This is a genomic window from Arenimonas oryziterrae DSM 21050 = YC6267 (assembly GCF_000420545.1).
Taxonomy (GTDB): domain Bacteria; phylum Pseudomonadota; class Gammaproteobacteria; order Xanthomonadales; family Xanthomonadaceae; genus Arenimonas; species Arenimonas oryziterrae.
In genome coordinates this window covers 22,141-35,544 of sequence record NZ_ATVD01000001.1, presented here as the reverse complement: position 1 = coordinate 35,544, position 13,404 = coordinate 22,141, and the positions used below count along the sequence as shown (strand labels likewise).

The 13,404-nt window shown below is 65.6% G+C and carries 16 protein-coding genes; 11 read left to right on the top strand and 5 right to left on the bottom strand.

Going from position 1 to position 13,404, the window contains the following annotated elements:
* Genes G467_RS0100130 through G467_RS0100120 form a run of 3 tightly spaced genes read right to left on the bottom strand, consistent with a single transcriptional unit; the run spans position 1 to position 1,447 of the window.
* Positions 1-414, bottom strand: a complete 414-nt coding sequence (locus G467_RS0100130) for a hypothetical protein (protein WP_155844798.1) — start codon at positions 412-414, stop codon at positions 1-3.
* 29 nt (positions 415-443) lie between these two features.
* The gene (locus tag G467_RS0100125) at positions 444-779 is read right to left on the bottom strand and encodes a YkgJ family cysteine cluster protein (protein WP_022967699.1); all 336 of its coding nucleotides are present in this window, start codon (positions 777-779) and stop codon (positions 444-446) included.
* Positions 776-1,447 carry a class I SAM-dependent methyltransferase gene (locus G467_RS0100120; RefSeq protein ID WP_022967698.1) on the bottom strand — a complete coding sequence of 224 codons (672 nt, stop codon included), beginning with the start codon at positions 1,445-1,447 and terminating at the stop codon, positions 776-778. Before G467_RS0100120 ends, G467_RS0100125 begins: the two co-directional genes overlap by 4 nt.
* Positions 1,448-1,624: 177 nt before the next feature.
* On the opposite strand from G467_RS0100120, the gene msrB reads away from it, so the two are divergent.
* The 4 genes from msrB to G467_RS0100100 all read left to right on the top strand — a co-directional run bounded on the left by msrB (position 1,625) and on the right by G467_RS0100100 (position 5,174).
* Positions 1,625-2,101 carry a peptide-methionine (R)-S-oxide reductase MsrB gene (gene msrB / locus G467_RS0100115; protein WP_022967697.1) on the top strand — a complete coding sequence of 159 codons (477 nt, stop codon included), beginning with the start codon at positions 1,625-1,627 and terminating at the stop codon, positions 2,099-2,101.
* 53 nt (positions 2,102-2,154) lie between these two features.
* Positions 2,155-2,919 carry a dimethylarginine dimethylaminohydrolase family protein gene (locus G467_RS0100110; protein WP_022967696.1) on the top strand — a complete coding sequence of 255 codons (765 nt, stop codon included), beginning with the start codon at positions 2,155-2,157 and terminating at the stop codon, positions 2,917-2,919.
* Positions 2,920-2,995: 76 nt separating this feature from the next.
* On the top strand, positions 2,996-4,753 hold the full coding sequence (locus G467_RS0100105; protein WP_022967695.1) for a S8 family peptidase: 1,758 nt from the start codon (positions 2,996-2,998) through the stop codon (positions 4,751-4,753).
* A gap of 61 nt (positions 4,754-4,814) precedes the next feature.
* Positions 4,815-5,174 (top strand): hypothetical protein, encoded by a 360-nt coding sequence (locus G467_RS0100100; RefSeq protein ID WP_022967694.1) that lies wholly within the window; start codon positions 4,815-4,817, stop codon positions 5,172-5,174.
* Positions 5,175-5,184: 10 nt separating this feature from the next.
* Here G467_RS0100100 and G467_RS0100095 read toward each other — a convergent pair whose 3' ends face one another.
* Positions 5,185-5,703: a GNAT family N-acetyltransferase gene (locus G467_RS0100095; RefSeq protein ID WP_022967693.1), complete on the bottom strand. Its 519-nt coding sequence runs from the start codon at positions 5,701-5,703 to the stop codon at positions 5,185-5,187.
* A gap of 150 nt (positions 5,704-5,853) precedes the next feature.
* Between G467_RS0100095 and G467_RS0100090 the strand changes: the two genes are divergently transcribed.
* The 7 genes from G467_RS0100090 to gstA all read left to right on the top strand — a co-directional run bounded on the left by G467_RS0100090 (position 5,854) and on the right by gstA (position 12,839).
* Positions 5,854-6,591 (top strand): SDR family NAD(P)-dependent oxidoreductase, encoded by a 738-nt coding sequence (locus G467_RS0100090; RefSeq protein ID WP_022967692.1) that lies wholly within the window; start codon positions 5,854-5,856, stop codon positions 6,589-6,591.
* Entirely contained in the window at positions 6,591-8,009 is a 1,419-nt protein-coding gene (locus tag G467_RS0100085) for a cryptochrome/photolyase family protein (protein WP_022967691.1), read from the top strand. The genes G467_RS0100090 and G467_RS0100085 overlap by 1 nt, the downstream gene beginning before the upstream one ends.
* Positions 8,010-8,095: 86 nt before the next feature.
* On the top strand, positions 8,096-8,953 hold the full coding sequence (locus G467_RS14820; RefSeq protein WP_022967690.1) for a cytochrome b/b6 domain-containing protein: 858 nt from the start codon (positions 8,096-8,098) through the stop codon (positions 8,951-8,953).
* The gene (locus G467_RS0100075) at positions 8,950-9,717 is read left to right on the top strand and encodes a molybdopterin-binding protein (RefSeq protein WP_022967689.1); all 768 of its coding nucleotides are present in this window, start codon (positions 8,950-8,952) and stop codon (positions 9,715-9,717) included. Before G467_RS14820 ends, G467_RS0100075 begins: the two co-directional genes overlap by 4 nt.
* Before the next feature lie 75 nt (positions 9,718-9,792).
* Positions 9,793-11,247 carry a WS/DGAT/MGAT family O-acyltransferase gene (locus G467_RS0100070; RefSeq protein ID WP_022967688.1) on the top strand — a complete coding sequence of 485 codons (1,455 nt, stop codon included), beginning with the start codon at positions 9,793-9,795 and terminating at the stop codon, positions 11,245-11,247.
* A 226-nt stretch (positions 11,248-11,473) separates the two neighbouring features.
* The gene (msrA, locus tag G467_RS0100065) at positions 11,474-12,100 is read left to right on the top strand and encodes a peptide-methionine (S)-S-oxide reductase MsrA (RefSeq protein ID WP_022967687.1); all 627 of its coding nucleotides are present in this window, start codon (positions 11,474-11,476) and stop codon (positions 12,098-12,100) included.
* Positions 12,101-12,233: 133 nt separating this feature from the next.
* The gene (gstA, locus tag G467_RS0100060; protein ID WP_026802203.1) at positions 12,234-12,839 is read left to right on the top strand and encodes a glutathione transferase GstA; all 606 of its coding nucleotides are present in this window, start codon (positions 12,234-12,236) and stop codon (positions 12,837-12,839) included.
* Between the two features lie 86 nt (positions 12,840-12,925).
* On the opposite strand, the gene G467_RS0100055 is transcribed toward gstA, so the two are convergent.
* A complete protein-coding gene (locus G467_RS0100055) occupies positions 12,926-13,315 on the bottom strand; it encodes a helix-turn-helix domain-containing protein (protein ID WP_022967685.1) in 390 nt (129 codons plus the stop codon).
* Positions 13,316-13,404: the final 89 nt, after the last annotated feature.

The window sequence follows — 13,404 nt, the reverse complement described above, 5'->3', positions numbered from 1 at the left end:
TCAGCGCGCGGCGGGCCGGAACGCGGTCGCCGACGGAAATTCCTCGCGCTGGGGCAGGGCGGTCAGAGCCACCGTATTCGGCGATTTCGTCAGCGACTGATCCATCGCCGCCGCCGCACCGCGCTGCGCCGCCTTGTGCGGAATACGCCAGAGCTGTTCAAGGTCGTAGTACGACGGACCGCGCGTCCAGCGGGCGTGGCCGGACTTCGCGCTTTCCGAAATCATTTTCAAATCCTTGCCCGGCGCCTGGAACAAGGGCACCCACAGTCCTTCCTTGGCATCGCTGGAGAGACAGACGAAATAGTGTTGCGCCGAGACGGCGTCTTCAGGTTCGACGGTGTGGCCGGCGCCGTGCTTGAGCAGTTCTTCGGGATACATGTGCAGGACGAGCCCGGGAGCGTGTACATGAGCCATGGTGGCTGTTCCTTGCGTGAGAAGTCGGGTCAGGGCAGGAGGTGGGAGTCGATCGTGTGCGGAGCGAGCCGGTAGCGTTCGCGTTCGTCGCGGCAGTAGGCACCACCCATCGCGAATTTCCGGCAGATGCCGGGACGGTGGTCGTAGATGCCGCAGCGCATGTGCGCGCGGTCGAGTGCGGCGCACCAGCCATCGGCAGCGCGCGCCATCAGGCGCACGCCGTCCGCGCGGACTTCGACCAGAGGCTCGGGAATCACGTCATCGCCGGCGAGCACAACGGTGAGGCGACAGCACACGGCGTCGCAGTGATCGCAGGAAATACTCGGATCGACCCGATGATCATCGTCGCGCATCTCGATGCTCATGCGTGCACCGGCTCGCCGCCGCGGCGGTAGCTGAGCAGGCGGCCGCGGAAGGGTTCGACATCGTCGGCGTTGAAGCGGCTGCGGCGTTCGCTCAGGCCGTAGCCCTGGGTCGCCATCGCGCGCGTGAACGGACTGCTGTTGCCGCGGCCCGGGTCGGTGATCAGCACTTCGGCGTCCGGCGTCGCGTGGCGATGCATCAGCGCGGCCAACTGCGCCGAGTGATCGCGCTCGTAAAGGATATCGCTGCCGATGATCAGGTCGAACTTGCCGAGTCCCGCATCGGGCACGGCCCAGGGCAGGTCGTGGTAGGCGATCGCGGGCAGATGGTTGATCGCGGCGTTGTGCGCGAGAAAGGACTTCGCGAGCGGATGATGATCGCTGGCCACGACATTGGCGCGCCGGCGCTGCAGCACCAGGCTCGACAGACCCAGGCCGCAGCCGACTTCGAGTATGCGTTTTCCCGCGACATCGAAGGTCGACATCGCTTCGGCAAGCACGCGACCCGAGGGCCAAACCTGGCCGAATAGACTCCAGAGGGCGGAAGAGATGCCGGCGCGTTCGGCCAGGCCGTTGGGATCGGCGAATTGCTGCAGGTCGCTGAGTGCCCGGATCCGGTAATCGTGTCCGCCCAGACGGACGGTGAGCATTCGGGTGACGTAGCCCGGCATGGGCGCTCCTGTAAGCGTCGCCCGCAGGACGGGCGATGACGCGATGAAGGAGCGAAGCGGCGTGAAAACGCCGGACGAGCGACGGACAACGCCCCATGGTACCGCATCTCGTGGGAGCGGGCCCGACCGCGATAAGCTGTACGCCATTCAGCGCATGAACCACAGTCGAGGTCCTTCATGAAGGTCAAGGTATTCAACCCGCAAGGCGAACTCGTCGGTCCCGTCGAAAGCGCGCACGTCGCCAAGACTGATGCCGAGTGGCAGGCGCAGCTCACGCCGGAGCAATTCAAGGTCGCGCGGGGCAAAGGCACCGAGGCGCCGTTCTGCGGCACCTTGCTCGATAACAAGCGCGACGGCGTCTACGCCTGCCTGTGCTGCGGCCTGCCGTTGTTCGAATCGACGTCCAAGTTCAATTCCGGCACGGGCTGGCCGAGTTTTTTCCGGGCGATCGCCGAAGAAAACGTGGTCAACCACGTCGATCGCAGCTACGGCATGGTGCGCACGGAAATTCTCTGTGCACGCTGCGACGCGCACCTGGGTCACGTGTTTCCGGACGGGCCGGCACCGACGCGACTGCGCTATTGCGTGAACTCCGAATCGCTGGTGTTCGTCGATGCCACCGAACTGGCGAGCCTGGCTGATCCCGCCGCCTGATTCCGCATCGGCCACGCATTACCCTTTGAACTCTCTCTTCGGATTCTCCCATCATGCAGCTAGCTATCACCCGCGACGTCAGCCCCGATATGGCTGCCTGCGAACTGTCCTTCGTCGACCGCGCGCCGATCGATGTCGCGCTCGCACGCCGGCAACACCAGGCCTATCAGCGCGCACTGGAGTCACTGGGCTGCCGGGTGCTGTCCCTGCCTGCAGAAGCGGATCTGCCCGATGCCGTGTTCGTCGAGGACGTCGCGCTGGTATTCGACGAAATCGCGGTGATGACGCGGCCCGGCGCGGAATCGCGTCGCCGCGAGGGCGCATCGGTCGCCGACGAGCTGGGCAAGTATCGCGAGCTGCGGCACATCGTCGCGCCGGGCACGATCGACGGTGGCGACGTGTTGCGTCTGGGACGAGACGTGTACGTCGGCGACTCCGCACGCAGCAATGCCGACGGCGTCGCGCAGCTGCGCGCCCTGATCGCGCCTTATGGCTATTCGGTACGCAGCGTGCCGATGCGTGACTGCCTGCACCTGAAATCCGCCGTGACCGCGGTCGCCGACGACACCTTGCTCGTGCATCCGGGCTGGGTCGATACCACGGTGTTCGCCGGTTACCGGCTGATCGAGATCGATCCCGGCGAGGAACACGCGGCGAATGCCGTGCGCGCCGGGCAGGGCATCGTCTATCCCGATAGTTTCCCCCGCACGCAGGCGCGTCTCGCGGCGGCCGGCATCGCCGTGACCACCGTCGATGTCTCCGAGCTGCAGAAAGCCGAAGGCGCCGTGACCTGCTGCAGCCTGCTTTTCACCGCCTAGCCAAGACATGGCGCCGTCCGGGCGCCCGAGCTTCTATACTCGGCGAGCCGATCCCCCGCACCCATCCGGAGCCCGCATGTCCGCAGGTCTGTCCCGCATCGTTGCCGTCCTGTGTCTGCTGCTCGTGGCATGGACTGCGCAAGCGGCGGATGTGGTCTCGCCACAGACGGTCGAGGCGGTACGCGCGCAGGGCCGTTTGCGCGTGCTCGTGGCGCTGCGCGATGCGCCGGCGACCGACAAACTCACCGCGTTGCCAACGGCCAAGGGCGACGCCGGCCTGATCCGCCGTCTGCAAGTCAAAGCCCGCGTCGATGCGGTGCTCGCCGCATTGCCCTTACGCAGCTACACCCTGCGACGGCGCTTCGTGCTGGTGCCGGCCTTTGCGCTCGACGTCGATCTGGCGACCTTGCGTCGTCTGCAGAGCGATCCCGCCGTGCTGCGCATCGATCCGGACGTGCCCGGCCGCGGTCATGCCGATCCCGATGCCGCCTCCGTGCTCAATGCGGTCAGTCCGCTGCAATCCCTGGGCCTGGACGGCACCGGCATGAAAGTCGCGGTGATCGATTCGGGTGTGGATACCGACCACAGCGATCTGCATGCGCGGCTCGTGTCGCAGCAATGCTTCTGCTCGAATTCCAGCGGTATCGGTGGCTGCTGCCCGAACGGCCAGGCGACGATGGGCGGCTATGGGTCGGCCGAGGACAACAACGGTCACGGCACCAATGTCAGCGGCATCATCCTGGGCGAGGGCAATGTCGCACCGCGCGGCGCCTTGCCGCATGCGCAGCTGGTGGCGGTGAAGGTGCTCGATGCCAACAACAGTTTCTGCTGCAGTTCCGATGTCGTCGCCGCGATGGACTGGGTGGCGACCAATCATCCCGACGTCGACGCGGTGAACCTGAGCCTGGGCACGGGCGCGAACTTCGCCGGCGACTGCGACACGGCTACGGCGTACACCATCGCCTTGGCGACGGCGGTGAATTCCCTGATCTCGAAAGGCGCTGTCGTCACGGTGTCGAGCGGCAACCAGGCCAACAGCAATGGCATGAGCGCGCCTGCGTGCGTGAGCACGGCCATGAGCGTCGGCGCGACCTGGGATTTCACCGGCGGTAGCGTGACCTTTCTCAGCTGCACCGAGGCAAGCACGGCGCCGAAGAAACCGACCTGTTTCACCAACCGCAGCACGACCACCGATATCTACGGCGCGGGCGCGTTCGTGACCTCTGCGGGCCATACCGGTGGCACGTCGACGTATGGCGGCACCTCGCAGGCCGCACCGATGGTCGCGGCCTGTGCGGCGGCTTTGAAGCAGGCGATGCCGGCCTCGACGGTGACGCAGCGCATCGACGCGATGAAGCTGGCGCCGACGACGGTGTTCGATCCGGTATCGGCGCGCAATTATCCATTCATCGATTGCGTGGACGCCTTGCGCATCCTCGATGGCCGGCCGGCCCTGACGGTTTACGACATGGAAGTGCTCGAGGGAAATATCGGCGGGCAGCCCACCAATTTCACGATCGGCCTGTCGGCGCCGGCGCCGCCGGGCGGCGTGAGCTTCAACATCGCCACGGCCGATACCGATGCGAACAACGGCGCGATCGCCGGCCGCGACTACGGTGCCGTGCAGCAACTCGGCCTGGTCATCCCGGCGGGACAGACCACGGCGACGTTCTCGGTGAAGGTGTACGGCGACAGTCAGGTCGAAGCTGACGAGGTGTTCCGCGTCCAGGTCAGCAATGTCCTCGGTGCGCGCATCGCCCGCGGCGAAGGCATGGGCAAGATCGACAACGACGACACCTCCGCCACCCGCACCCAACGCCCCTCCGACTTGTAGGAGCCGGCTCGCCGGCGACCTCGCGCTCCGAAATTTCGCTGTAAAGCCCCTGGAGAAAACCATGCGCAATACGTCATTCCTGGCTGCGCTCCTGCTGGGCTGCGCCTTTGCAGCAGGTGTCGCACTGGCCCTGGACACGAAGCAGATCGTCGGGAGCTACGCGATCGCGTCGGACAATCTCACCGACCCGGGCCCCGATGACAGACCGGATCGGGTGCTGTTCTATTTCGACGGCGCTACGGCGCGAGATATGTATGCGAGGATGCCGGCGCGTCCGGCAAAGAGCGTCTGCGACGCCGGTCTGCTGAGCAAACAGGCCGGTGATTTGCAGTGCACGATGGATACGACGCGCGGCGAGTACACCTGCAGTGTCGGCATCATGCTGGGCAACGGCAAGACGGCGAACGCCAGCGCCTGCTGACCCACCCGACTCAATCCAAGGGCAACACCAGCAACCAGTCCGGTTGCGGATCGTTGCCGACCCAGAACTGGCGTTCGCCGAATTCGCGGAAGCCCTGCTTGCGATAGAAGGCGAGAGCGCGGGCGTTGCTCTTCGAGGTACTCAGCCACAGGGCGTCGTGGCCCTGCGTGCGCGCCCGCGCACGGGCATCGGCAAGCAGCGTCGCGGCGATGCCCTGGCCGTGCGCCGAGGGATGCACGTATAGCTTGGACAGTTCGCGGGCCGAGCGTGACGCGGGCACGGGAACCGGGGACGCCTCGGCGCCCAGCATCAGCAGACCGACCAATTGTTCGTCGGAGAACGCGCCGCGTAGTTCGAGCGCGGGATTCGCGAGCCAGTCCGCGAGATTGCCGGGCGAATAGACCGCATCGAGGTGCTGGTCGATGTCCTCCCGTTTCGTGTCGGGCGGGCAGGCGAGCGGCACGCTGACGTGGGCGAGCGCGGTCAGCGCCGGAATGTCTTCCGTGTGCAAATCTCGGATCAGGGTCATGCGCAGGCCTCGAGGGCATCGTTCCGGCGGATCGGTGTCGCATTCTACGGTGGGCAGCCCGTCACGGATCGCGACACCGAGGGCGGGCGGTGGCGCTCATCGCGACCGGGTTCACGATCCGTGGACGCGGCAGCCGATTACTCTGCGCGCATGAAGACTGCACTGATCACCGGCGCCTCCAGCGGCGTCGCCCGGGCCCTCGCGCGCCGCTTGAAAGCGCAGGGTTGGCGTCTGGTTCTGGCCAGTCGCGACGCGGGCAAGATGGAGGCCGGCATCGGCGATCTCGTCGTCACCGATGTCAGCACCGAAGCCGGTGCCGTGCTTGCCGTGGAAGCGGCGACCCTGGCCTTCGGCAAGCCACCCGACGCGGTGATCAATTGCGCCGGCAGCACCCTGATCGCGCCGATCTCGCGCACCAGCGAAGTGCAGTACCGTGCCGTGCTCGCCGCCAATCTCGATACCGCGTTTTTTACCAGCAAGGCCTACGCCAATGCCCTGACCGCCGAGAAACAGGCCGGGGCCTTGATCCTGTTTTCGTCGGTCGTGGCTGGCACCGGGGTCGGCAACCATGCCGCGATCGCGGCGGCGAAAGGCGCCGTCGAGGCGCTCACGCGGTCGTTGGCAGCTGATTTTTCGTCGATCGGTCTGCGCGTGAACTGCATCGCGCCCGGTCTGATGCGCACGCCGATGACCGAGCGCCTGGTCGCCAACGAAGCCGGTGCGAAACAGCTCGCCGCGCAGTATCCGCTCGGCCGGCACGGCGAAGCCGATGACGCCGCCGCGCTCGCCGCGTTTTTGCTGTCCAAGGAAGCGGGTTGGATCACCGGGCAGGTGATCGGCCTGGACGGCGGCTTCTCGGCCGTACGTCCACTCGTAAGGGGCGGCTGATGGCGACCGCGATCGTCTGGTTTCGGCGTGATCTGCGGCTGGCCGACAATCCGGCCTTGCGTGCCGCCCTCGAGGCCGGCTACGCCGTCGTTCCGGTGTACGTGCACGCGCCGGAAGAAGAAGCGCCGTGGTCACCCGGCGCGGCCAGCCACACCTGGCTGCACCGGTCGCTGCAGTCGCTGCAGCAAGATCTCGAGGCGCTGGGCTCGCGCCTGGTCATTCGTCGTGGCAACAGCCTGGACGAACTGGATCGGCTCGCGACCGAAACCGAGGCCGAGGCCCTGTTCTGGAATCGCCTGTACGAACCGGCGGTCATCGCCCGCGACACCCGCGTCAAGGAACATTTCAGGCACCGCGGCCTGCTGGCGGAGAGCCACAACGCCGCGCTGCTGATCGAACCCTGGACCATCGCGACCGGCGCCGGCGAGCCGTATCGTGTGTTCACGCCGTTCTGGCGCAACGCCGTGCAGCGCATCGATGCGCAACTCGCGACGCCGGCACCGACCCGTTTGCCGGCGGTGTCCCAAGCCGTGTCCTCGCTGTCGGTCGACGACCTGGGACTGGCGCCGACGCGCGATTGGGACACGACGTTCTGGGAGCACTGGCGACCGGGCGAGGCCGGTGCGCAGGAACTGCTCGACGTGTTCATCGACGGCGCCGCGCGCGGCTACAAGGATCAGCGCAATTTCCCCGACCGCACCGGCAGCTCGAAGCTGTCGCCGCACCTGCACTTCGGCGAAATTTCGCCGCGGCAGATCCTGCAGCGCCTGCGCGCGGAAAACTGGCCGGTGAAATACGAAATCGACATCAACCACTACATCAGCGAGCTGGGCTGGCGCGAGTTCTCGCACCACCTGCTGTTCCACTATCCGAAGACGAGCAACGAGAACCTGAGCCCGAAGTTCGCCTCGTTCCGCTGGGCCGATCCGGACCCGGAAAAACTCGCGGCCTGGCAGCGCGGGCGCACCGGCATTCCGATCGTGGACGCCGGCATGCGCGAACTCTGGGCCACCGGCTGGATGCACAACCGCGTGCGCATGATCGTCGCCAGCGTGCTGTGCAAGAACCTGCGCTACCACTGGTTGCATGGCGCAAACTGGTTCTGGGACACGCTCGTCGACGCCGACCTGGCCAACAACACGCAGGGCTGGCAATGGACCGCGGGTACCGGCGCGGATGCGGCGCCGTATTTCCGCATTTTCAATCCGGTCACGCAGTCGGAACGCTTCGACGGGCAGGGCACCTACATCCGTCGCTGGGTGCCCGAGCTGGCGCGGATGCCGGTGCCGGCCCTGTTCGCGCCTTGGGAGCACGCGGAACTGGCGCGCGAACTGGCGCCGGCCTATCCGACCCAGCCCTTCGTCGATCTCAAGGCATCGCGCGAAGCGGCGCTCGGGGCGCTCAGTGCCAGCCGCTAGGGGCGGAAACGCGATTCCGGCGATGGCGTAGTGCCTGCGAGCGATTCGGGGTAGGCTGTGGCCATCGTCGTCCCCCGGGATCGCGCATGTCCGAGTCCGCCACCCGACTGAGTTATCGCCATCGTCTGCCGGTGCGGATCATGCACTGGATCAACGTGGTCTGTTTGTTCGTCCTGCTGATGAGCGGCCTGTCGATCTTCAACGCGCATCCGGCCCTGTACTGGGGCAACATTTCCACGTTCGACCGGCCTGCCTTGTCGATGACCGCCAAGCCCGGGCCCGACGGCAAGCTGCGCGGCGAGACCCAGATCGGCACGCTGCGGTTCGACACGACCGGCGTGCTCGGCGCCTCGGTCAAGATGTCGGGCGAGATCGGCGCGCGCGGGTTTCCGATGTGGTCGACCCTGCCGGGCTACAAATCGCTGGCGGCTGGCCGGCGCTGGCATTTTTTCTTCGCCTGGCTGTTCGTCATCAATGGCGCCTGCTACTGGCTGTGGAGCTGGCGTTCGAAACACCTGAGCGCGGATCTCGCGCCGACCGGCAGCGACTGGCGCGGTCTGGGTCATTCGATCGTCGAGCATCTGAAATTCCGCCACCCGACCGGCGCGGCAGCCCTGCGCTACAACATCCTGCAGAAGCTCGCGTATCTGGCGGTCATTGTCGTGTTCGGACCGGGCATCGTGCTGATGGGGCTGGCGATGTCACCGCATATGGATTCGGTGCTGGGCTGGATGGTCGACCTGGTCGGCGGCCGGCAGTCGGCGCGCACCTGGCATTTCATCATCGCGTTCGCCTTCGTGGCCTTTATCGCGATCCATGTCTTCATGGTCCTGGTCAGCGGACCGCTCAACCAGATCCGCTCGATGATCACCGGCCGCTATGCCTGGCATGAGGATCCGGCGCCCAAGCCGGCGCCGGTCGAGAACAAGGAGCAGGGCGCATGAGCAAGAGCGATCGTCGCCGGTTTCTGGAAAAACTCGCGCTGGCCAGCGGCGCGGTCCTGCTCGGCGGCTGCGACCGCCTCGACAAGATGCCGGCCGTGCAGGCCCTGCTCAAGCGCGCCGACGGCCCGACCGATACCGCCCTGCATGCGTTGACGCCGGAAGATTCGCTCGCGCAGGAGTTCACCGAGGCCGACCTGTCGCCGGTGTTCAAGGCCAATGGCTCGGTGAACCCGAAAACGCCGGAATACCTCGCCCTGCTGCAGAACGGGTTCGCCGACTACCGCCTGCAGGTGCGCGGCCTGGTGCGCACGCCGCTGAGCCTGTCCCTGCCGGAACTGCGCGCCTTGCCGTCGCGCACGCAGATCACCCGCCACGACTGCGTGGAAGGCTGGAGCTGCATCGGCAAATGGAAGGGCGCCACGCTCGGTCCGCTGATCGATCGCGCCGGTCCCTTGCCCGAGGCACGCTACGTCGTGTTCCGCTGCGCCGACAGCCTGGACGGCGACGAAAACCGCTATTACGAGAGCATCTACCTGCACGAAGCCCGGCACCCGCAATCGATCCTCGCTTACGAATTGAACGATGCCGCCCTGGATGTGCCGCACGGCGCGCCGCTGCGCCTGCGCGTGGAGCGCAAGCTCGGCTACAAGCAGGCCAAGTATTTGCTGGCCATCGAACTGGTCGCGGACCTGTCTGGTATCGGCCAGGGCAACGGCGGCTACTGGGAAGACGACCAGGGCTATCAGTGGCACGGCGGCATCTGACCGACGCCTCGCCGCCGGCTCGTTGACCGCTTGCAGTCGGCGATGCACCATCCCCTCAATCCAGAGGGATGCGCCATGACCGACGAAGCACCGAGCAAGAGCCGTCGCGAACCGATGACGCGGGTCGACACGGCCTGGCTGCGCATGGAGCGTCCGACCAACCTGATGATGATCACCGGCGTGATGATGTTCGACACGCCGATGTCGCTCGAGCGCCTGAAGAAAGTCATCAAGCAGCGCTTCCTCGCGTTTCCGCGCTTCACCCAGAAAGCCGTCGATACCGGTGCTGCCGCGTTCTGGGAAGTCGACCAGGATTTCGATCTCGACCACCACGTGCGCCTGACCGCCTTGCCCGGCCGCGCCGGCAAGCGCGAGCTCGAGCGTTTCACCAGCCAGATGGCGTCTTCGCCGCTCGATCAGACCAAACCGCTGTGGCAGTTCCATCTCGTCGAGAAATACGGCGGCGGTTCCGCCCTGGTCACGCGCATCCACCATTGCTACGCCGACGGCATCGCCCTCGTGCAGGTGCTGCTGTCGCTGACCGATACCACCGCCGAAGCAAAGAAGAGCAGCGCCCTGGAAAAAGCCTGGCTCAAGAAAGACGGCGAGAAGGTAAAACGCCGTTTCGGTACCGTCGACCGCGCGATGAAGATGACCGAGAACCTGCTCAGCAAGGGCATGGAGATGTACCGCGATCCGTCGTTGGCGACCGTGCTGGCGAAAGAGGGCACCGACATCGCGCGCGAACTCGCGCTCGCGCTGAGCCTGAGCGACGATCCCGACACCGTGTTCAAGGGCCGGCTGGGCATCAGCAAACGCGTCGCCTGGGCCGAGCCGCTGGATCTGGAAGAGGTCAAGGCCGTCGGTCGCGCGTTCGACTGCACGGTCAACGACGTGCTGCTCGCGTCGGCGGCCGGTGCCTTGCGCAGCTACATGCTCGAACGCGGCGAGCAACTCGATGGCGTGACCCTGCGCGCGACCGTGCCGGTGAACCTGCGTCCGCTCGAGCATGCACAGAAGCTGGGCAATCATTTCGGTCTGGTCTTCCTCGACCTGCCCGTGGGCGAACACAATCCCGCGCGTCGTCTTGAACGCGTCGCGGCGCATATGCGCATGCTCAAGACCTCGCGCCAGGCCGCGGCGACCTTCGGCGCGCTGGCGGCGGTGGGCATGGCGCCGGCCGGCATCCAGTCGATCGCGCTGGAAATGTTCAGCCGCAAGGCCAGCCTGGTTGCGACCAATGTGCCCGGACCGCAGCTGCCCCTGTATCTGGGCGGCTGCAAGATCCACGAGATGATGTTCTGGGTGCCGCAGAACGGCAGCATCGGCGTCGGCATTTCGATCATGAGCTACAACGGCAAGGTGCATTTCGGCCTGATCGGCGACGCCAAGCTCATTCCCGATCCCGACGCGATCATTCGCCGCTTCCGGCCGGAGTTCGAGAAACTGCTGTATCTGGCCTTGATGGGCAGCTGGGAAGACACCATTTATGCCGAGGATGCGGAAGCGTTGATGCCGGCCGAGGAGTAGGCGGCCCTCACCCCGTCCCTCTCCCGCAGGCGGGAGAGGGAGTCAGCTGCCGCGGCAAGGTTTCCTTCTCCCCACCGGGGAGAAGGTGGCCGCAGGCCGGATGAGGGGGAAGTTCCTTCTCCCCACCGGGGAGAAGGTGGCCGCAGGCCGGATGAGGGGAGGCTCTTCGCGCATCCTTCGCCCCACCCGATGCCTCATTAGCCAGGCCAATCACGAAGGAACCGCCATGACAGTCTGCGAAATCCCCGGCCAAGGCCTGCGCATCGCCCCGCGCGACGTCCCCGATCCGGCCCAGGACCTGGCGCCTGCCCAGGACATCGGCGAGGCCGTGCTCGCCGGTGGCTGTTTCTGGTGCACCGAAGCGGTGTTCCGCCGTCTCGACGGCGTCGCCGACGTGCAGCCCGGCTATGCCGGCGGCGCGGCCGATGCGGCGAACTACAAAGCCGTCTGCAGCGGCAGCACCGGCCATGCCGAAGTCATCCGGATCGTCTACGACCCGGTCAAGATCAGCTATGGCCAATTGCTGAAGGTGTTCTTCGCCGTCGCGCACGATCCGACGCAGAAAGACCGCCAGGGCAACGATGTCGGCACGCAATACCGCTCGGCGGTGTTTCCGCTCGATGCCGCGCAGCGCGAGGTCGTCGGGCAATACATCCGCCAGCTAGATGCCGCCGGCATCTATCACGCGCCGATCGCCACGACGATCGAACCGCTGGGAGCGTTCTTCGTCGCCGAGAGCTATCACCACGACTACGCCCGGCTCAATCCCGGACAGTCCTACATCCGCTTCGTGTCGATGCCCAAGGTCGAGAAGCTGGAAACGTATTTCGGCGAGCGCTTGAAGCCCGCCTGAGCGGCGTAGTTTTGCCGGAATTTAACCAACGGCGGATTTTCGTCACGCATCGTTGCAGCCGTGACGCTAGGCTCGCGCCCGTCATCGGCACATGATGCCGGGCCCGATCGACCCTTACCTGACGGAGATCCCCATGAAGCTCTATTACAAAGCCGGCGCCTGTTCGCTCTCGCCGCATATCGTGTTGCGCGAAGCCGGCATCGCCTTCGATCTGGTCAAGGTCGACACCAAGACCAAGACCACCGAAGACGGCCAGGATTTCCTCAAGCTCAATCCCTACGGCTATGTGCCGGTGCTGCAGTTGGACAACGGCGAGATCCTGACCGAAGGTCCGGCCATCGTGCAGTATCTGGCCGACCTCGTGCCGGGCAACCAGCTCGCGCCGCTCAATGGCACGTTGGAACGCTATCGCGTGCAGTCGGCGCTGGGTTTCATCAATTCCGAATTGCACAAGATCATCGGCAGCCTGTTCGCGCCGAACCTCAGCGACGAGGCGCGCGCCGCCACGGCCGAGAAGATCGACACGCGACTGAGCCAGCTGTCCGCGCAGCTCGAGGGCAAGGACTACATCGCCAACAACACCTTCAGCGTTGCCGACGTCTATTTGTTCGTCGTCATGAACTGGCTGAAGTTCGTCAAGCTCGACATCAACCAGTGGCCGGTCATCGCCGCGCACCACGCGCGCATCGCGGCGCGCCCGTCGGTGCAGGCCGCACTCAAGGCCGAAGGCATCGGTTGATTTGACCGAAGGCACGACGCAGAAATGAAGAAGCCGCCCGAAAGGGCGGCTTCTTTTTGCTGGATCGGAACGCGGCCGCAGCGAGGTCAGCTGCCCGCACGCACCTGCGCCAGGGTTTCGGTCATTTCCACCAGGGCCATGCACTCGCGATAGTCGAGTTTGCGCAAGGCCACCAGCATGCGTTCCTCGACTTCATCCTGCGCGAAGTACTGCAGCAGCAGGGCCGGGCCCTCGTCGCCGTCGTCGCCGCCATCGAGCTGCAGCTTCATGCGGCCGCGACCGGTCGCCAGCCATTCGAAATTGATCGTGGTCGCCAGCGCGATCTTGGACAGATTTTCCGTCGTCGGCCTCGAGCCGCCCTGGCGTTCCCACTGCGCCACGGCGCTTCGTTGTACGCCGACCTGTTGCGCCAGTTCCGATTGTGAATAACTTGCGGCGCGCCGCGCCTGTCTGATCCTGTTGGTGAGCGTTTTCATGTTGAGCGTTTCCCAGGCAATAAAAGAACATTTATCTGTATTTTTTTGACTTCGTTAGTACGTGTGAGCAGGAAGCAAAAACTAACAAC